At 40.9% G+C, this 19,959-nt stretch carries 15 protein-coding genes and 1 tRNA gene; 10 read left to right on the top strand and 6 right to left on the bottom strand.

Annotation, left to right across the window (positions count from 1 at the left end):
* The first annotated feature begins 50 nt into the window (after positions 1 to 50).
* From AB1A65_RS14645 to AB1A65_RS14620, 6 genes are all read left to right on the top strand, one after another.
* Complete coding sequence (locus tag AB1A65_RS14645) at positions 51 to 926, top strand: peptidyl-prolyl cis-trans isomerase (protein WP_366590612.1); 876 nt, start codon at positions 51 to 53, stop codon at positions 924 to 926.
* Complete coding sequence (locus tag AB1A65_RS14640) at positions 916 to 2,319, top strand: peptidylprolyl isomerase (RefSeq protein WP_366590610.1); 1,404 nt, start codon at positions 916 to 918, stop codon at positions 2,317 to 2,319. The genes AB1A65_RS14645 and AB1A65_RS14640 overlap by 11 nt, the downstream gene beginning before the upstream one ends.
* A 4-nt stretch (positions 2,320 to 2,323) precedes the next feature.
* Positions 2,324 to 3,277 (top strand): MoxR family ATPase, encoded by a 954-nt coding sequence (locus tag AB1A65_RS14635; protein WP_366590605.1) that lies wholly within the window; start codon positions 2,324 to 2,326, stop codon positions 3,275 to 3,277.
* Between the two features lie 99 nt (positions 3,278 to 3,376).
* Positions 3,377 to 5,644, top strand: coding sequence for an aconitate hydratase (locus tag AB1A65_RS14630; RefSeq protein ID WP_366590603.1), 2,268 nt, complete (start codon positions 3,377 to 3,379; stop codon positions 5,642 to 5,644).
* Positions 5,645 to 5,724: 80 nt separating this feature from the next.
* On the top strand, positions 5,725 to 6,285 hold the full coding sequence (locus AB1A65_RS14625) for a TlpA disulfide reductase family protein (RefSeq protein ID WP_366590601.1): 561 nt from the start codon (positions 5,725 to 5,727) through the stop codon (positions 6,283 to 6,285).
* Positions 6,286 to 6,288: 3 nt separating this feature from the next.
* The gene (locus AB1A65_RS14620; protein WP_366590600.1) at positions 6,289 to 6,849 is read left to right on the top strand and encodes a TlpA disulfide reductase family protein; all 561 of its coding nucleotides are present in this window, start codon (positions 6,289 to 6,291) and stop codon (positions 6,847 to 6,849) included.
* Between the two features lie 3 nt (positions 6,850 to 6,852).
* Here AB1A65_RS14620 and AB1A65_RS14615 read toward each other — a convergent pair whose 3' ends face one another.
* The 6 genes from AB1A65_RS14615 to AB1A65_RS14590 form a co-directional block, all read right to left on the bottom strand.
* On the bottom strand, positions 6,853 to 7,302 hold the full coding sequence (locus tag AB1A65_RS14615; protein ID WP_366590599.1) for a beta-carotene hydroxylase: 450 nt from the start codon (positions 7,300 to 7,302) through the stop codon (positions 6,853 to 6,855).
* Positions 7,302 to 8,141, bottom strand: coding sequence for a phytoene/squalene synthase family protein (locus AB1A65_RS14610; RefSeq protein WP_366590596.1), 840 nt, complete (start codon positions 8,139 to 8,141; stop codon positions 7,302 to 7,304). Before AB1A65_RS14610 ends, AB1A65_RS14615 begins: the two co-directional genes overlap by 1 nt.
* Complete coding sequence (gene crtI / locus AB1A65_RS14605) at positions 8,138 to 9,598, bottom strand: phytoene desaturase family protein (protein ID WP_366590594.1); 1,461 nt, start codon at positions 9,596 to 9,598, stop codon at positions 8,138 to 8,140. Before crtI ends, AB1A65_RS14610 begins: the two co-directional genes overlap by 4 nt.
* 12 nt (positions 9,599 to 9,610) lie before the next feature.
* The gene (locus AB1A65_RS14600; RefSeq protein ID WP_366590592.1) at positions 9,611 to 10,510 is read right to left on the bottom strand and encodes a MerR family transcriptional regulator; all 900 of its coding nucleotides are present in this window, start codon (positions 10,508 to 10,510) and stop codon (positions 9,611 to 9,613) included.
* 172 nt (positions 10,511 to 10,682) lie between these two features.
* A tRNA-Leu gene (locus AB1A65_RS14595) sits at positions 10,683 to 10,766 on the bottom strand.
* A gap of 150 nt (positions 10,767 to 10,916) precedes the next feature.
* Positions 10,917 to 11,945, bottom strand: a complete 1,029-nt coding sequence (locus AB1A65_RS14590; protein ID WP_366590590.1) for an AI-2E family transporter — start codon at positions 11,943 to 11,945, stop codon at positions 10,917 to 10,919.
* Between the two features lie 363 nt (positions 11,946 to 12,308).
* On the opposite strand from AB1A65_RS14590, the gene AB1A65_RS14585 reads away from it, so the two are divergent.
* From AB1A65_RS14585 to AB1A65_RS14570, 4 genes are all read left to right on the top strand, one after another.
* Complete coding sequence (locus AB1A65_RS14585; protein ID WP_366590587.1) at positions 12,309 to 13,991, top strand: M1 family metallopeptidase; 1,683 nt, start codon at positions 12,309 to 12,311, stop codon at positions 13,989 to 13,991.
* Between the two features lie 618 nt (positions 13,992 to 14,609).
* A complete protein-coding gene (locus AB1A65_RS14580; protein ID WP_366590585.1) occupies positions 14,610 to 15,866 on the top strand; it encodes a site-specific integrase in 1,257 nt (418 codons plus the stop codon).
* A gap of 468 nt (positions 15,867 to 16,334) precedes the next feature.
* Positions 16,335 to 16,880 carry a BfmA/BtgA family mobilization protein gene (locus tag AB1A65_RS14575; RefSeq protein ID WP_366590583.1) on the top strand — a complete coding sequence of 182 codons (546 nt, stop codon included), beginning with the start codon at positions 16,335 to 16,337 and terminating at the stop codon, positions 16,878 to 16,880.
* A 252-nt stretch (positions 16,881 to 17,132) separates the two neighbouring features.
* Entirely contained in the window at positions 17,133 to 19,946 is a 2,814-nt protein-coding gene (locus tag AB1A65_RS14570) for an IPT/TIG domain-containing protein (protein ID WP_366590581.1), read from the top strand.
* Positions 19,947 to 19,959 lie beyond the last annotated feature (13 nt).

The following is a 19,959-nucleotide window of genomic DNA, read 5'->3' as shown; positions in this document are numbered from 1 at the left end:
TGAGAATAGAACCTACTTGTAAGGGATTTTGTAATTGTTATTTTTGCGGAATGCTTAAGCTCCAAAAAAATAGTCTTTTCCTACTTGGCGCCCTTGGTGCTCTGTTGGTTTCATCATGTGAAGGCCTCTTTAATAAGGAAGAAGATCGGGAACCACTGGCCAGGGTTGGGGATACGTATTTGTACAAGGAAGATATTGCTTCTCTTATTCAAGATGATATGTCCGCAGCGGACAGCACTTTGTTTGTAACCAATTATATTAACAATTGGGCGTCCAAGCAACTGTTGTTGTCCAAATCAAAAATTAATTTACCTGAGGAAAAATTGGCCGAATTTGACCGTTTGGTCTCCAATTACCGATCCGACTTGTATACGAGAGCCTATATTGAGGCATTGGTGCTTCAAGCGCAAGACACATCTGTGTCCAATTCCCAACTCCAACAATACTATGAACGGGAGAAGGAAAACTTTAAGCTCAACGAAAAACTGGTGCAATTGCGTTTTGTGGGGATGTCCGAACAGTTTTTGGACAAGGATCAGGTCAAGGCAAAAATCAGGGATTGGAAAGAAAGTGACAAGAAATATTTGGACTCCATTGCCGTTCAGTTCAAGAAGATGCATTTTAATGATTCCATTTGGGTAAGTGCTTCCAGGGTTATTGAAGAAATTCCTCCGTTAACACCGGTAAATGAAGAGAAGCACTTAAAAAAATCACAATTTTTTGAGCTACAAGATTCGTTAGAGGTATATTTGGGAATGGTGACCAATGTGTTGGAAGTCAACGACACGGCACCTTTTGAATACATTTCTCCGGATATTCGACAATTGATCTTGAACCGGCGAAGGATGGATTATGTAAAAAAACTTGAAACCGAAATTATAGATGAAGCTATTAAGAAGAATGAATTTGAGGTTTATGATAAATAAAAGCGGAATAACATTGATGGTGGCATTTTTTGTTGCCATAGGCCTACTACAAGCGCAAGAAGCAGATGAATCCATGGCGGTAAATGATACCACCAGAACATCAAAAAAAGTAAAGTTGGATGGAATAGCAGCGGTTATTGGTGACTATGTGATTTTGGAATCTGATATCGATAAAACATTGATCGATTTAAAAACACAAGGTGCATCTACACAAGATATCACCCGTTGCAGTCTTTTGGGAAAATTAATGGAAGACCGTTTGTATGCGCACCAAGCCGTGCAAGACAGTTTGTTGGTTTCAGATGATCAGGTCAATGCCGCCAGTGATGGACAGATACAGCAACTTAGCCAGCAGATTGGAAGCGTTGAAAAAATGCTGAAATACTACAATAAGCCAGATATGGAAAGCTTTAGGCAAGAGCTTTTTGAAATCAATAAACTACGCATGCTTTCTGAAAAAATGCAGGGCAAGATTGTTGAGGAAATTGAAGTGACTCCCGAAGAAGTCCGCCAATTTTTCAATAATATTCCTGAGGATGAAAGACCTGTTTTTGGTGCTGAGTTGGAAATTGCACAGATTGTGAAGCAACCCGAAGCCACCGAAGAGGAAAAGCAGAAAGTCATCAATCAATTAAAGGAAATTAGACAGGATGTTCTGGAAAATGATGCAAGTTTTAATGTAAAAGCCATCTTGTATTCCCAAGACCCGGGGTCCAAGTCAAAGGGAGGGTTTTACAGCATGACCCGGGAAACTCCTTTTGTGAAAGAATTTAAGGATGTGGCTTTTAGTCTTCGCGAAGGTGAGATTTCAGAGCCATTTAAAACTGAGTTCGGATACCATATCATTTATATCGAAAAAATTAGGGGGCAAGAAGTGGACCTTCGCCATATTCTTTTGATTCCTGAGATTCCTAAAAGTGCCATTGAAAAAGCTACGCAGGAACTGGATACTATCCGCCAGCACATTTTGGACGGAAAATATACTTTTGCCGAAGCTGCCTTGAATTTTTCGGATGAGAAGGAAACCAAGTTTGACGGTGGGCTTTTACGGAATCCCATCAATTTTGATTCCCGTTTTGAACTGACCAATATGGATCCTACGCTGTATAATCAAGTAAGGAACATAAAGGATGGTGAAATTTCCAAGCCCATTCGTGAAGATGACCCAAGGGGAGGGGCGCCCAAGTTCAAAATCATGAAAATTTCCAATCGCTATGATGAGCATAAGGCGGATTTTGCCAAGGATTACATAAAAATCCAAGAATTGGCTCTCAGGAAAAAACAGTTGGAGGCCATTAAGGAATGGATGGATGAGCATATAGAGGACACCTATATCCACGTGGACACAGAAAGCAAGGACTGCGATTTTGCAAACAACTGGGTAAAGGAGTAAATACATGTCAGACGTTACAGCGGTTGAAAATCTTGTAAAAAAACATCAAGCTTTAAAAAAGGAAATTGCCAAGGTCATTGTGGGCCAAGAAAAGGTGATTGACCAGATTTTACTTTCCATTTATACCGGTGGACACTCCCTGCTGATCGGTGTTCCCGGATTGGCGAAGACCTTGATGGTCAATACCATTGCACAAACCTTGGGGCTCGATTTTAAAAGAATTCAATTTACTCCAGATTTAATGCCAAGCGATATTCTGGGGAGCGAGGTATTGGACCAAAACCGGAACTTTAAGTTTATCATGGGCCCTGTTTTTGGAAACATCATCCTAGCAGATGAGATCAATAGAACACCCCCAAAGACTCAAGCTGCCCTTTTGGAGGCTATGCAGGAACGCGCTGTGACCATTGCTGGAAAACAATACAAACTCAACAGACCCTATTTTGTATTGGCTACCCAAAACCCCATTGAACAAGAAGGAACCTATCCATTGCCTGAGGCGCAGTTGGACCGATTTATGTTCGCTATTGAGCTGACATACCCATCCATAGAAGAGGAAATACAGGTGGTAAAATCCACCACAACCGATGATGAGGTTAAATTGGACACCCTGTTCAATGCCGATGAGATTATTGAAGTACAGCATTTGGTACGAAGGATTCCGGTCCCAGACAATGTTGTGGATTATACCGTGAGATTGGTCAACAGTACACGGCCCGGTCTTGAGGGTGCATCTAATTTTGTCAACAATTATGTGGATTGGGGAGCAGGACCACGTGCATCACAAAATCTTGTGCTTGCCGCCAAGGCCCATGCTGCTGTTCACGGAAAATTTTCTCCAGACATTGAAGATGTAAAAGCGGTGTCTTTGGGCATACTTCGACATAGAATCCTAAAAAACTACAAAGCGGAGGCCGAAGGAATTTCAGAAGAAAGGATTATCTCCGAATTGTTGTAAATATCAAATCTTCTCTACTATTTAAGGCAATTCTAATTCAGAAATCGTAGGTATTTTAGTAAATTTACCAAATTACTAAATCTTAAACACGATTATAGAATGGCATTTGATATTGACATGATTAAGGGCGTCTACGCTTCCATGGGGGAACGTGTGGACAAGGCCCGGGAGTTGGTAGGAAAACCCCTTACCCTTTCTGAAAAAATATTGTATTCGCATTTATGGGATGGAATGCCCACCAAGGAATTTATTAGAGGAAAGGATTATGTTGATTTTGCCCCAGATAGAATAGCTTGTCAGGATGCAACGGCCCAGATGGCCTTGTTGCAGTTTATGCAAGCTGGTAAAGATAAAGTGGCCGTGCCCACAACTGTGCATTGCGACCACTTGATTCAGGCCAAGGATGGCGCTGCGTCAGATTTAAAACATGCCAACGAGACCAGTAAGGAAGTATTTGATTTCCTTGGGTCCGTATCCAATAAATATGGAATAGGGTTCTGGAAACCCGGAGCAGGTATCATTCACCAAGTGGTATTGGAAAACTATGCGTTCCCAGGCGGAATGATGATCGGTACCGATTCACACACCGTTAATGCTGGTGGATTGGGAATGGTGGCCATTGGTGTGGGTGGAGCCGATGCAGTTGATGTAATGGCCGGAATGGCGTGGGAATTGAAGTTTCCAAAATTGATTGGGGTTAAATTAACGGGTAAATTGTCCGGTTGGACAGCCCCCAAGGATGTAATCTTAAAAGTGGCTGAAATTCTTACCGTAAAAGGGGGAACAGGAGCCATTGTGGAATATTTTGGCCCAGGGGCCACCTCAATGTCCTGTACAGGCAAAGGAACCATCTGTAACATGGGTGCCGAAATTGGTGCGACTACTTCAACCTTTGGGTATGATGAATCCATGGAGCGCTACCTAAGAGCTACCGATAGGGAAGATGTGGCGGATGCAGCCAATAAAGTAAAAGAGCACTTAACGGCGGACCCAGAAGTTTATGCCAACCCAGAAGACTATTTTGACCAAGTTATTGAAATCAACTTGACAGAGTTGAAGCCGTTGTTGAATGGTCCTTTTACGCCAGACTTGGCAACAGAAGTGGGAACCATGACCGACAAGGCCAACGAAAATGGATGGCCATTGGCAGTAGAGTGGGGATTGATAGGATCTTGTACCAACTCTTCCTACGAAGATTTGTCGAGAGCATCTTCCATTGCCCAACAGGCTTTGGACAAAAAATTAAAGACAAAAGCTGAGTTTGGAATCAACCCAGGTTCGGAACAAGTACGATACACAACAGAGCGAGATGGTATCCTTGAGATATTCGAAAAACTGGATGCCACCATCTTTACCAATGCTTGTGGACCTTGCATAGGCCAATGGGCACGGTATAAAGATCCAAAGAATGCACCAAAAAACAGTATTGTGCATTCCTTTAACCGAAACTTCGCCAAACGTGCGGATGGAAATCCCAATACCCATGCGTTTGTTGCCTCCCCAGAAATGACAGCTGCCATTGCCATTGCGGGTCGTTTGGACTTTAATCCATTGACCGACAAATTGATCAATGAAGATGGTGAAGAAGTGATGTTGGATGAGCCAACAGGATGGGAATTGCCTCCAAAGGGATTTGAGGTCAAGGAAAATGGATATGTGGACCCCGTTGAAGATGGTAGCGGAGTGGAAGTAATTGTAGCTCCAGACTCTGAACGTCTACAATTGTTGGAGCCTTTTGAGCCCATGACCCCTGAGAGCCTTCAAGGCATGAAATTGTTGATTAAGGCCTTTGGAAAATGTACTACGGATCACATTTCCATGGCGGGACCTTGGTTGCGTTTTAGAGGACATTTGGACAATATCGCCAACAACACCTTGATTGGTGCGGTGAATGCATTCAACCAAAAGACCAACTTTGTGAAGAATCAGTTGACAGGCCAGTACGAAGGTGTTCCTGATGCGCAACGCGCATACAAAAAAGCAGGCATCAAAACCATTGTTGTGGGAGACCATAATTACGGTGAAGGATCTTCACGTGAGCATGCGGCCATGCAGCCCAGACATTTGGGTGTTGCGGCTGTGTTGGTGAAATCATTTGCAAGAATCCACGAGACCAACTTGAAAAAGCAGGGAATGCTGGCATTGACTTTTGCCAATGAAAACGATTATGACCTAATTCAAGAGGATGATACCTTTAATTTTGTGGATATCGATGCGTTTGCTCCAGACAAACCATTGACCATTGAGATTGTTCATGCCGATGGTAGTAAGGATACCATAAAAGCAAACCATTCGTATAATCTTGCGCAGATAAAATGGTTTAATGAAGGCTCTGCCTTGAATCTTATCAAAAAGGAGAATGCCTAAATTTTATTAAGATTATTCAATAAAACTCCTGATATTGGTAAAATATCAGGAGTTTTTAATTTTTAACCTACCGCCAATACATGAAAATCAGTAAAAAGACCGTACTCAATATTGTATTGATTCTTTTTGTGCTCTCTTTTTTTGTAACACCATTGGGCCATTATGGTAAGCTATTTTTAAATCGCTTGTTCGCTTTTCCACCACCAGTTATTGAGGAATCGCAACGGCAAACCATCACAGATTATGATTGGCGGTTAAAAGACGAAAATTGGGATTTTTTCAACTTTGAGAAATCCAAGGGAAACGTGGTTTTTATCAATTTATGGGCCTCTTGGCGATTACCTTCTGAAGCAGAATTGTCAAGTGTTCAGGACCTTTACGACAAATACAAGGGCAAAGTGGATTTCTATATCATTACCAATGAAGAAAGGCCACCTGTTGAAGCTTTTATGGAAGAGCATGGTTTTACGTTTCCCGTCACCTATCTGATAATTGGTGAAAAGATGCCCATCAACCCAGAAAAAGTACCTTCATCTTATCTTATAGATAAATCTGGGAATATTGTTATCCATAAAGAAGGTATTGCAGATTGGAGCAACCAAAAAATCTATGCGTTGTTGGATGAACTTATTGCCGAATAGAGTTTGAAACTTTCCAAGGAACAAATAAGTAATGGCGTTTGGATTTTGGCCATCATTTTGATTGTCTTTACGCCTGTGGGTTTTCACCTTCGGGTATTGGTGAACAAGCTTGTGGCTGCCAGTGCAGATGTGGTTGAGGTAAACGAACAAGATACTCTTAAGAATTATCATTGGAGTTTAGTGTCCACGGATGGAAAACCAATGAACTTTGAATCCAATAGGGGCAAAGTGGTATTGGTCAATTTTTGGGCCACCTGGTGTCCACCTTGCGTGGCAGAATTACCCAGTTTGGTGGAATTGCATGAAGATTATGGAGATAAGGTAGATTTTGCTTTCGTGGCCAGTGATGAGCGTGATAAAGTATCAGCTTTTCTTGAAAAGAAAGGATATCAACTCCCGGTATTTTTTGAAGCTTCACAAACCCCAGATGAAATGGTGTCCAAAAGTATTCCGGCCACTTATATTATTAGCAAGTCTGGAAAAATTGTAGTGGATGAGAAAGGTGCGGCCAACTGGAATTCAGAAAGTACCAGAGCTTTGCTGGACAGCCTTCTTTTAGAATAATCCTTATTTTTTGAAATATTTAAATGGGACAAAAAGCATCCCGAAGCATTCCCCATCTTCCTTGCCTAAATGCTTATGGTGCATTTTGTGCGCACGACGTACTCCTCGGGCATACCAGTTGTTGGCATTTCTGAACATCTTAAAGCGCTGGTGAATGAAAATATCATGTACCAAAAAATAGGCAATTCCATAAGCTAAAATGCCAAATCCCAAAGGCCACCCATACCAAAATGAGGTGTAATTCCCCAAAAAGAATAGAATCATGCTCACCACGGCATAGAACAGGAAAAAAGCATCGTTCCGTTCAAACCAGGAGTCATGGTCTTTTTTGTGATGATCTTTATGAAGGCTCCATAAAAATCCATGCATCACGTATTTATGGGTAAACCAGGCCATAAATTCCATGAAACAGAAAGTTGCCATAAAAATTACTATCCAAAGTGCTATCTTCATTATACCAGTTGTAGTTTATAATTTACATAGGATTGGGCCAAAAGTCCGAATTTTTGATAGTTGGGCACACGAATACGGGCGTTCTTAATTTCTAGCGGGGGTGTATTCTGAAGTTTGTAGAGCAATTTTTTATAGTAGCGATACGCTGTATAAACCCCAAATTTGGCTTGTTCGGGTAGTTTTATAATACCAGAATAGCCAACGGCGAAATCCGCTTTTATCTCATTTACAATACGTTTTTTTGAAACTTCGTCCAGTTCCATCAAATTGGTATTGGGGAAATAAGTACGGTTAAGGTCCTCATAGTCCGCTTTCAAATCCCTTAAAAAGTTTACTTTCTGAAAAGCAGAGCCCAAAGCCATGGCAGATTCCTTCAATTCCTCATATTTTTCTTTGTTTCCATTCACAAATACACAGAGACACATCAACCCAACCACATCCGCAGAACCATAAATATATTGCCGATACTCATCAAAGGTTTCATATTTCTTTTTGGTCAAATCCATTCGCATACTTTTCATGAAAGATTCTACCAAATGATGGGGAATATCATATCTGTGATAGGTGTGTTGAAACGAATTCAATATTGGGTTCAAGCTGATCTTATCGGCAATAGCCTGTTCCATGTCACTTTCAAAATCATTGAAAAGCTTTTCCTTGTTGTAGTCATGGAAGGTATCCACAATCTCATCCGCAAAACGAACGAATCCATAAATATTATAAATGTCTGCCCTGATGGATGGCGCCAACATTTTTGTGGCCAGGGCGAATGAGGTGCTGTAGGATTTTGTAACGATTTTGCTACAGTGGTACGATACGTCATCAAAAATAGTTTTCATCTTTTCGAGTTTTTGGTTATTAGATCAGAAACCAATTTCCCAGAGATTAGGGCTGGCGGCACCCCTGGGCCGGGAACGGTAAGCTGACCGGTAAAAAACAAGTTCTTTACCTTGCTACTTTTGAGGTTGGGTCGTAAAAAGGCGGTTTGTCGCAATGTATTGGCCAAACCATAGGCATTTCCTTTATAGGAATTGTACTGTTCAACAAAATCGTTTACACAGAAACTTTCTTTAAATATAATGGATTCTTTTACAAGTTGTTGGGTTCTTTTTTCAAACCGGTCCATCACAACATCAAAATATTGTTGGCGCAACTGTGGTGTGTCTTCCAATCCAGGGGCAATGGGAACCAAGAAAAAACCCGTTTCACATGCTTTTGGCGCCATCGAAGCATCGGTAACGGATGGAAAATTGGCATAGAACAAAGGTTCTGAAGGCCACTGAGGGTCATCATAGATTTCTCGGGCATGTTTTTCAAAATCCGTATCAAAAAAGAGGTTGTGGTGCTCTATATTCTCCAATTTCTTGTCAAAACCGACATAAAAAAGGAGAGAGGAGGGTGCATAGGTCTTTTTCTCCCAATATTCTTCTGAGTATTGTCTGTCTTTTTCGTCCAGCAGTGTCTCGGAATGATGGTAATCCGCCCCGCTTACCACATAATCGGCCAAATGGTTTTTGTCTTGGCTGCGAACGCCCAATACTTCTTTGTCTGATACAATAATCTTGGTTACCGGGCTGTCTACATGAATTTTAATCCCTAATTCCTCAGCCAAATTTTTCATGGCCTTGATGATTTCATACATGCCACCTTTGGGATGCCATGTGCCCAAACCAAAATCGGCAAAATTCATGAAGCTGTAGAATGATGGGGTGTTGCTCGGTTTTGCACCCAAAAAAAGTACTGGAAACTCCAACGTTGAAACCAATTTTGGATTTTTAAAACGCTTACGGACTTCCTGACTAATGGTTTTGAAAAATTGATCTACCCGAAGTACAGTTTCTTTGGTCACCAACTCTAAAGGAGATAGACCTGGGCGTAAGACCACTTTGTTGATGGCAATATCATAGTTTTCTTGCGCTTGTGCAATAAACCGTTTTAGATGTATGCCACTACCTTTTTCCAGTCGTTCAAACTCGTCGCAGATTTTATCCATGCAATCACCGACGGTCAGCACATCATCCTCAAAAAATATTTTGTAGGCGGGGTTCAACTTATCCAACTGGTAGTAGTCTGATGTTTTTTTACCAAAATCTGCAAAAAATTTGTCAAAAATATCGGGCATCCAATACCAACTGGGTCCAATATCAAAAGTGAACCCATTCTTGGTCAACTGTCGGGCTCTACCACCAACGGTACCGTTTTTTTCAAAGATTTCAACCTCATAGCCAGCCTTGGCCAAATAACAAGAGGCTGATAACGAAGAAAAACCGGAACCAATGACAATGACTTTTTCCATCGGTAGGGTCAATTAGAGGAATTCCAATAGTTGTTCAATGGAATTAAACGCATTTACAGACTCGGGGAACATATCTGGCGCAGCATGGCGTATTTGGTGGCCGAGAACATAGAGCTTGGAGTCTGGTGCAAGTTCCAAAAGATTGGAGAAACGCTCCAAATAGTCGTTTAGTTCATTGGGAGTAGGAGCCACTGTAAAATAAGAGACAAAATGGATATTGTTGTAGTATTTGAGCAAGTCAGCGAGATTTTCCATGGGCATGGTCTGTCCCAAATAAATGGACTTGTATCCCCGTAATGTAATTTCATAATTGATATACAGTAATCCTATATCGTGAATTTCATTCTCAGGTAAGAAAAGCGCAAAAACCTTATCATGTTTCGTGGGTTCTCCATTCTGTAGCTTTTCTGTTTGAATGTATATCTTTTGTTTGATGAGATTGGAAATAAAATGCTCATGGGCCGGACTAATGGTATCTGTCTGCCAAAGAAGCCCTAGCTCGTTGAGCAAAGGAATGAACACTTCATAAAAAACATCCCTGAACGATCTTTCCGCTAAAAGACTGCTGTATGTTCGCTGAAAAAGGGACTGATCAAAATTGAGCATGGCCAGTTTGAAAGCATTCAGCGCATGGCTCTTTTTACTGTTTTGGGCCACAATTTCCTTCACCATCACTGGAATTTGGGATTCATCCAACTTGGCAATTTTTGAAATTTTGTAGCCATTATTGTAGAGGAGCGTGATGTTCAGTAGTTTCTGCAAACTCCCAATGGAATAGGTTCTAATATTGGTACTCGTTCTTTCCGGGCTGAAGAGATCGTAGCGTTTTTCCCAAATCCGAATAGTATGGGCCTTTATTCCGGAAAGGTTTTCCATGTCTCGGATACTGAATGATTTTTTTACATTGTTCATCTTTTGTAGATAAAGATTAAACAAATTTACGATTTAAACCATACGAACCTATTTTTTTAGCATAAAATTTAGGACGTATTGTTGTAAAAATTAGTGTTTTTAACCGAAAAGATGAACAGTTTTTAAGAAAAAATGCAGAGAAACAAAAAAACCGCAAAAAATTGCGGTTTTGTGCCCACGACTGGATTCGAACCAGCACGTCCTTACGAACACTACCCCCTCAAGGTAGCGTGTCTACCAATTCCACCACGTGGGCCTAATGATTTTTTTGACCTACAGCAGCCAAAAATCTTTGGGGCGACAAATATAGGAGTTTTGTCCAAATATTGCATGGGTAAAATTAGTATTCAGAATGGGTTTCCACTTTGTAGATGTGGACTGGGTTTCCAAGATTTTCTAATTGCTATTACAGCGTACTATCAGATTTTAGTTTATTTCCGTATTCATTTTTATAGATTTTAACAATCAATAGAAAAAGACTTATCAGCAGTGGACCAAATATTAGCCCGATAAATCCAAACAGCGGTATACCTACTAAAATTCCGATAAGGGTGATGAGCGGATGTACGTTATCCAGACGCTGCAATATGTACATACGTATGAGGTTGTCCGTTGCCCCAACAAATACAAAACCATAGATTAAAACCCCCCAAGCGGCAAACGTGTTCCCTTGGGAGAGCATGATCAATAAAACGGGGACGGTACCCAAAGCACTCCCAACAAATGGTATCATGGAACCCACTGCCACGATAACGGCCCAAAAAACAGGGTTGTTCACCCCGAAGATGAAGAAACCAATAAGAGCAACCAAGCCTTGGGCCAAGGCAACCAAGGGTATTCCCAAAGCATTGGACAAAACCATTTCTTTGACCTCACGTCCAATCTGTTTAAGATTTTCATTGGCAATGGGAAGGTATTCATAAAGGGATTCTTTTATTTTATTGCGGTTGGTGAGCATGTAGTAGAGCAAGAAATACATGATTCCAATGGAAATGGCGGTTGCAAAAGTTCCTCCAGCAAAGCCTTCAAGGTTTTTGGAAGCCCATTCTGATACAGCTTGAAAGTCAAACCGTGACTTGAGGTCAAAACCGGTGTAGTTATTTATCTTTTGCAAGTATCCTTTTAGGACATCCATTATTTTGGGAGGACCTTCAATGGCCTTCTTAATTTTTGACCCCAACATGAGAATCACTGCGATTACTGGCAAAAGAATCATTATGAACGATGCGAGCATTAAAACACCTGCTGCCAGCGACGGCTGCCATTTACGGGATATGAGCCATGCCATTGGTTTTTTAAAAATAACATAGAATGTAAGAGCGCCAAGTACTCCGGGTAGATAGATCGCAATCTCTTTGAATATTAAGGCAAATAGCAATACAATGATACTAAGTACAAATACTTGTCTTATAATATTGGGATGTATGGATTTCACTACGGTTTGTTGTTTATTTTGTAGGCCGTTTGAGGGTATCTCAAAACTTCTTTGTGGCTATAATTATGAAAGGAAAGTACATAGTCAGGGCCTATTCCATTACCCCTATCCACATAAAAAAGGATTCATTTGCGAAATATTACTTGGGTTGACCAGTTTGGGAAATAAAAAGAAAAGATTACTTCCAAAAAAACTAAACTCATTAAGAAGAATCGAGGGCTCTGTGGGTTGTATAATGTCTTATCAGCTATAATATTAGCTTTATCTAATACTATTTTCCCTAGTATAATCCTTCTAGTTGTCTCTTACCAACTTTAGTTGGAAATTTGAGAATACTCCTATTTAAAAAAGATACATTTCAAAATGGAAAACCAAAAGAATCTCCTCTTTTTATTGGCAACCTTGTTCATGACGGTTGTCTTACAGGCTCAAAAATCAGATTTTAACCGTCAAGATTCATTGCGGGGAACAATAAATGAAGAAAGATCTTGGTGGGATGTTCTGCACTACGACATTACCGTAAAACCTGATTTCAATAAGAAGACCACAAAAGGAAAGAATATAATTACCTATAAAGTGGTTGAAGATTCGCATGGCGATTATATGCAGATAGATTTGCAAGAACCTCTGCACATTGATAGTATTGTTACGGATGATGCCAAAAAATTGAGGTTTTCAAGAGAGGGTAATGCATGGCATGTGCAGAACAAGATAAGTGCAGGGAAAAAGGAAGGAAAAATCACGGTTTACTTTAATGGAACCCCACGGGAAGCGGTTCGGGCACCATGGGATGGCGGTTGGAGCTTTTCCAAAGATTCTTTGGACCGCCCACTCATGACGGTTACCTGCCAAGGATTGGGAGCATCAATATGGTACCCAAATAAAGATCACCAGAGTGATGAACCAGATAATGGAGCAACATTGACAATGATTGTTCCCAATGAACTGACCGGGGTAGCCAATGGCCGATTGAAGGAAAAGAGGGAGCATAATGACGGCACAACATCATATACTTGGGAGGTTAAAAGCCCAATTAACAATTATAACCTTATTCCATACATAGGCCATTATGTCAATTTCAAAGAAACGTATGCTGGTTTAAAAGGTGATTTGGATCTTGATTATTGGGTGTTGGACTATAACTTGAAAAGGGCAAAATCCTACCTTCCCAATGAAGTACACAACATGCTGGACAGTTTTGAGTACTGGTTTGGACCCTATCCGTTTTATGAAGACGGTTTTAAATTGGTGGATGTGGATCATACCGGTATGGAGCATCAATCCGCGGTGGCCTATGGTAACCACTACAAACCTGGTTACCGAGGCAGAGATGGATCTGGAACAGGAATCGGTCTTTTGTGGGATTTTATAGTGATTCATGAAAGTGGTCATGAGTGGTTTGGAAATAACATCACCACCAAGGATTTGGCCGATATGTACATCCACGAAGGATTCACCAATTACAGTGAAACTTTATTTATTGAAAGCATGTATGGCGCTGATGCGGCCAACGATTACAACTGGGGTATTCGCCGTGGCATACGAAATGATCGGCCTATTATTCCCGAATACGGTGTAAATGCCCAAGGCAGTGGCGACATGTACACCAAGGGTAGTAATATGATTCACACGATTAGACACAGCATCAACAACGATCAGTTGTTCCGAAATATATTAACGGGGCTTAACCGTGTGTTCTATCATCAAACGGTCACTAGCAATCAGGTGCACGATTATATTTCAAAGAAAGCTGGGTTTGATTACAGTGCCGTTTTCCATCAATATTTGAAAACTACACAAATACCCGAAATAGTTCTGTTTGCTGATGCTAAGAACAACCGTATGTACTTTAAGTATGATAATTGTGAGGAGGGTTTTAATCTTCCACTTTCTTTAGTAGGTAAACATACCCATCTCAAGATTTTTCCAACAACGGAATGGCAAAGTGTGGAAGTGAGCAACGATCAATATGTGCTTTTCTCTGCGCCAAGAATCGAAAAGATGTACTATTTGACTCCAAAGGTGCTTAACTCCTTGAAAGAATAAACTTGATTGCCGCTTTATGATTGATTGTACTGAGGCCCATTAATTAGGGCCTCTATTTTTTACATCAAGTCGTCAAAAAGGGAATGGTAAAAAGAAAAACCCTGCAATTTTGCAGGGTTTTTGTGCTAAGAAATGTGACCTGGCTGGGGCTTAAACCTTAATCATAATCACTTGATATTCAAAAAGTTGAAATCATATTTTTTAACCTGTGCACCGAATCGTTCACCAATACACAAATGCCATATAAAATGAACTCAAATGCCATTGTTTGGCACCTAATCTTATTTAAGTTTTAAAGATATAGATTCTATGGTATTAGATGAACTAAAATTGTTAAAAATGTTATTGCAATCCAAGACGAGAGTGTCATTGGGATTAGTAGGGCAGTCATCCCGACCAAAATGATATCAATCGATATCAAAGAACAGCTAACTTAATGTATTTCAACATATTGATTTTTATTGAAATCATTCGGTTGGCTTTTTTTATGGAAAAAAAGTGACCTATTCGGTTACCTGGGGCTTTCCCGGTTTTTCATATCTTTAAGGAAAGCGACCTGCTTTTATTGTGATCTGACTTTCGTTGACAGGATTTTTAGTAACCCAAAACGAAAGCAAGATGAAGACTTTTAAGGTACTGCTCTGGCAGAACAGGGCAAAGACAAAAAATAGACTGGCACCCATCTATGCCAGGATCACCATAGGTGGAAAGAGAGCCGAGATCAGCACGGGGATCAGCTATCCAATCAACAACTGGGATAGCAAGGCCAGCCGGGTGACGGGAAGGTCCGCCGGGGCCAGGTCCCTGAACCACCGACTGGAAAAGATTCGCCAACGGCTCCATGAATGCCACGAGGAACTGGTCAGGGAAGGTGGGTACATCGATCCGCAGACCGTTAAGGCAAGATTCTTGGGCAACGATGACAGAGGAATGACCCTTATGGACGTTGTGTCCTACCATGGGGACAAGATGGAGGGCGTGCTAAAGGAAGGGACGCTCAAGAACTACCGAACCACAAGGACCTACCTTGGGAACTATCTGAAACATTCACTGAAGACGACCGACATCCATCTGGAACAGTTGAGGTATGGTTTCATCATCGATTTTGAGCGGTACCTGCGCAACCCCAAGAACGCCATAAGCAGCAAACCCATCACCAACAACGGGACAATGAAGCATTTGGAGCGGCTCAACAAACTGATGAACCTTGCCGTGAAGCTGGAATGGCTGGAGAAGAACCCGTTTTCCAAGTACTCCCTGAAGTTTACCAAATTCGACCGGAACTACCTGGTGGAAAGTGAGCTATCCGCTTTTGCCGCAATCAAATTAAGAAAACAATCCTTGTCCATCTGCAGGGACATGTTCGTCTTTGCCTGCTACACGGGGCTCTCCTATATTGACATGAAACAGTTGACAAGGGAGCAGATTGTCATGGGCATCGATGGGAAGAAATGGCTTTTCCTCAGAAGGGAGAAGAGCCAGCAGCCGGTAAGGGTGCCCCTGCTCTCAAAGGCACTTGAGATCTTGGAGAGGTACAATGACAAACTTCCATCAAGGAACTGCCTTCCCGTATACTCAAACCAAAAGATGAACAAGTACATCAGGGAAGTGGCCAGACTCTGCAAAATTGACAAGCACATCAGCTTCCATGTGGCACGGCACACCTTTGCCACAACGGTGACCCTGTCCAACGGTGTGCCCATCGAGACGGTCTCCAAGCTTTTGGGCCATACCAAACTTTCGACCACCCAGATCTATGCCAGGGTGTTGGAGAGCAAGATCAGCAATGACATGGGACTATTGGAGGACCGGCTTGTTTCCATTGAAAGGAATGCCGAACAAATGCCAAAAACATCAAGAATCCTTAAAAATTGAGATGCAGCCATGTTAAAGGCCCAATCGGATCTACAGACCTTTTAGAACAGCGATTAGCTTGACAGGGAAAGTCAGATCATAGGAAAGGCCCATTGATGGATTATTATATCCTTTGATGGGCTTTTTTGGATTTAAGGACCAAAAGAACTAGTCCCAACCTTACCCTTAAACTTTGCGCATGGATCCTGTTCCGATTTTATAGTGTTGGGGAACATAAGCGTGAAGTAAAATCGGGATAGGGCGCAAGCTGCTTTTTGAAGGGCCGAAGGTATTGAAATTGTGAAGTGAAGCTGAGCAATTTGAATAGCGAGAGGGTAGCACGGCAAGCCGATGCTACGAAGCCAATTTTGCTCCGCAAAGCCTTATAAACAAAGGGCTTAGGAGTAAAGGGGAAAAACAAGGATGTTGGAGGAGTTTGGCGCAAACCCTTCCAAAACATAGATAAACACTGGAAAAGTTTGATGTAAAATGATAGTAAAGGGAAAATATAGGTACAGCTACAGTACCATCAACCTCAAGACAACTGTGGTCAAAAGGTTCAGGGCCTTCTCCAAGAGAGTGGCACACTCACATTCGGAAACATTGCAAAAGATGATGGATTTTTTCCAATGGCACGGTATTGATCCATCAGATAGGTCCACAAAAGGAATTGTGGAAGAGATACAAAAGAACCGAAAACGAATGGAGGCCGCCATAGCCATCATTCGGGACATTGAGATCACTCAGACCAAGCCGACCAATGCCATCCTCCATGCCCTTCTCGAACAAAAGATCAAGGATGAGCCAGTAAGGAAGGAACAAAGACCATTAAAGAAAGAGCCAGAGATCGAGATAACGGTTCCCAGGATCCGCTATGAACGATTGATGGACAAAATGGGGATGCTCAAAAGGGAAAGCCAATATGTTATCGACCACATCGTTTTGATAAAACCTTCTTTCGGCAAGCCCTATCTGAGATTGGAGATTACGGGAGGGGAACTGGAAAACTATAAACGGACCCTTCAAAACTTATAGATGGTCATCGAACAGCATTTAGCATACTGCCTCACTCAGTAGTATTAGTTTGGCAAGAATTTGGGACGCTTGCAGCGCGAAACTTGGTTTCGCTTGCTCCTTATGATTATTTTCATTTGAATAGATAGTAAGTGAAAGTGTAGTAGTTTCATAACACCATCCCTAAATTTAACCGATATTTGGACTGTTGAGCCATAAATCATGGGAAGCAGAAAAAATAATTTCTATTTTTACATAAATAGCCTACTTTTTATGCGCAAAAAACCCCAGCTACTTTTTTATGTTGTTCTTCTTGTAGTGGCAGCATGCTCAAAGGAAGAGACGAATACAGAAGAGAACTCTAAACTTGATAAGATAGAAATAACCTCATTTAGAATACTTGAAAATTCTTCGGAGGGATTGACAACAGAAACCAAAATAATTTTTGAAAGCTCAACCACTGATGTAATCAATGATCACGGTCTTCATATTTTGAAGGGCAATTTACCCTACGATAAGGTCTCACTGGGTCAATTGAGCGATTTGAGCTTTGTTTCATCGGTAAGTTCGGGCTTGACTAAAGGAGAATCTTATTCAATCTTTCCCTATATCTATGCCAAGAATACCTTCTTCTATGGGGATACACTGGAGTTCATTAGTAATGTTGATATAGATGTTGAAGTTTTTGACTGGTACCCGAAACAAGGCTTTGTGAAGGATACCATAAATATAATAGGAAAGAACTTTTGCAAGTCTTCTGGGATTATAACAAACACATTTACTTTAAACAACATTGAGCAGGAGTTAATATATGAATCGGACAGTCTCATTCGCTCAGTCGTATTGCCTAATATGGATATATCGGTATTAACTGCAGCTTTGGGTACTTGCAATGAAACTTATTTGCTGGAACCTAATTTTGTTATTGACCCTCCTACTCTGGATTCAATTGTTCCCTATGAGGCCTATTTAGGAGAAACTTTTACCATATATGGAAAAAATTTTCATTCAGATATCAGTAAGGTCTGGATTGGTGATTTTGAGGTGGAATTGTTGCCCGACAGACAAAATGATAGTCTGCGTGCAGTAGTGACCAAAGATTTCCCCCCGGGCCTGTTGGACCTAAAAATTCAGGTTCTTGATCGAATCATCGAAAAAGAATCCGGCTTTCAGAGTACAGTCCCTGAAATTTATGAATTGGATAAGGTTCAGACAGGTTTTCTGGATACCTTGACAATTAAAGGGTCCTATTTGATCCAGCCCAATGAGGACTTAGAAGTCCTTGTGGGAGGGCGAAATCAAAAAATATTGGAATCTTCCGTTGAAGAGATTAAAATAGTCATTGATTCATATTTTGAAGAGGAAGATCCAAAACTTGTTGTCAATACGGGTTTTTTTTCCCTCACTGAGGATATTGATATGCTACCGCCCCAAATCATATCCTTTGATAAGGAGGAGTACCATTTGTACGATGACGAAATAACTATTAAGACTAAATATTTTTTAGGTTTTAAATCCAATGTTAGGATTGGGGAAGCGGAGTCCTCTGACTATGGATACGAATTTGACCCTGTTGATTCAGACGGAAACCTTACTATTTCATTGACTCGATGGTTGGAGGCTGTTGGCAATAGATATCCCGATTTTGTGTTCGATGACACCGGGGAATTAAAAGTTGCCCTGACCACTGCTTATGGTACAACGGAGAAGAATTTTAAAGTCTTTGCGCCCTTCATTGAATCTCTGTCCGATGACACTTATTTCCACAACAACTCCATACAATTGAATGGGCTGGATTTTGGATATGATGAAGTAAGCAAAGTATATATAGATGATGTGGAGGTTGTTTTTCTAGGACTATCCACATATGCACTTTACAACAAAACCATATATTTTCCAGTACCCGAAAATTTATTGCCCGGCACACATAATGTCAAAGTGGTTACGGGAGGGCAGGAATCCAATATTCTTCAATTTGAACTGGGCAATATTACGGTGTCGGGATTGACCCCAGACTCTGGGACCAGAAATACAGTATATACCATAACGGGTACCAATCTGGATAATGCTTTGTCTTATGAGTTTAAGCTTAATGGGTTTTTATGTACCGAGCTTAATGCCACTACAAACCAAGTTCAAATTACGCTTCCCTATTTTAATCCTTTGGAACCAAACAATGAGATTATATTCACTTACGGATCGCAAAGTATTTCAGCAGGTTTTATAAACGGAATTGAACCCTATGAAATAATAGAAGACTACCAAAAACCATCTGGTTTATCAAAGTACAGTGGTAGTTTTGAATATAACGGAAGGTTGTATGGACTAACATACGATGGTATTTATGAGTTCGACACTTCCAGTGGAAGCTGGAGTGTTTTCGAATCCAATATGCCTCAGATAACCAATTATTTCATTAACGATTACCCCATCTCAGTTGTCGGTGATGAAGTATACATGTATTACGAAAATGGTTTTTTGGTATATAACATGACAACAAAGGTTTGGAGCCAAATTGACTTGCAGATAGAGGAAGATCTTATTGTTCATAGGGCAGTGGTTTTTGGGAATGATGCCTATTTATTCATGAAAAGGCCTGAAAATGGGTATTACGTGATGATGTACAAGTATGATTTGACAAATGACACGTATGAACTAACCAGTCAACCTGCCTTGAAAAGTCCTTTTGGAACCTTGGGATCCAATAGGGTTTATGGGAAAAATGGTAAAATCTTTTTGGATGTGCTCGATGATTACATAATGATGTACGATATTGTAACCGATACTTGGGAGAATATAGGTTTTCCAAAAGGAGATTACACTTTCCATTACGACAATAGCATCTATTATTACGATAACGTTCTTTACTTCAGCGGGGGCAGGGGAAATGAACCTACTGAAAACACACTCTTTGGCTATGATTTCAGTACCAGGATTTGGTCCGAAAAAACATCCATGCCGCTAAAACTTTACGATCATACCATTTTTGGGGATAATGGATACCTGTATCTCTTACTTGGTGCAGGGGAGTACGGTTATGACAATCAGGAACTGATGCGATATAACATATCATTGGACCCAAACTAAACTTTTTTTGAGA

The organism is Allomuricauda sp. ANG21, from assembly GCF_040705235.1.
Taxonomy (GTDB): Bacteria; Bacteroidota; Bacteroidia; order Flavobacteriales; family Flavobacteriaceae; genus Flagellimonas; species Flagellimonas marina.
Note: the sequence above shows the minus strand (reverse complement) of the source record. Positions and strands in the feature narration are given on the sequence as shown.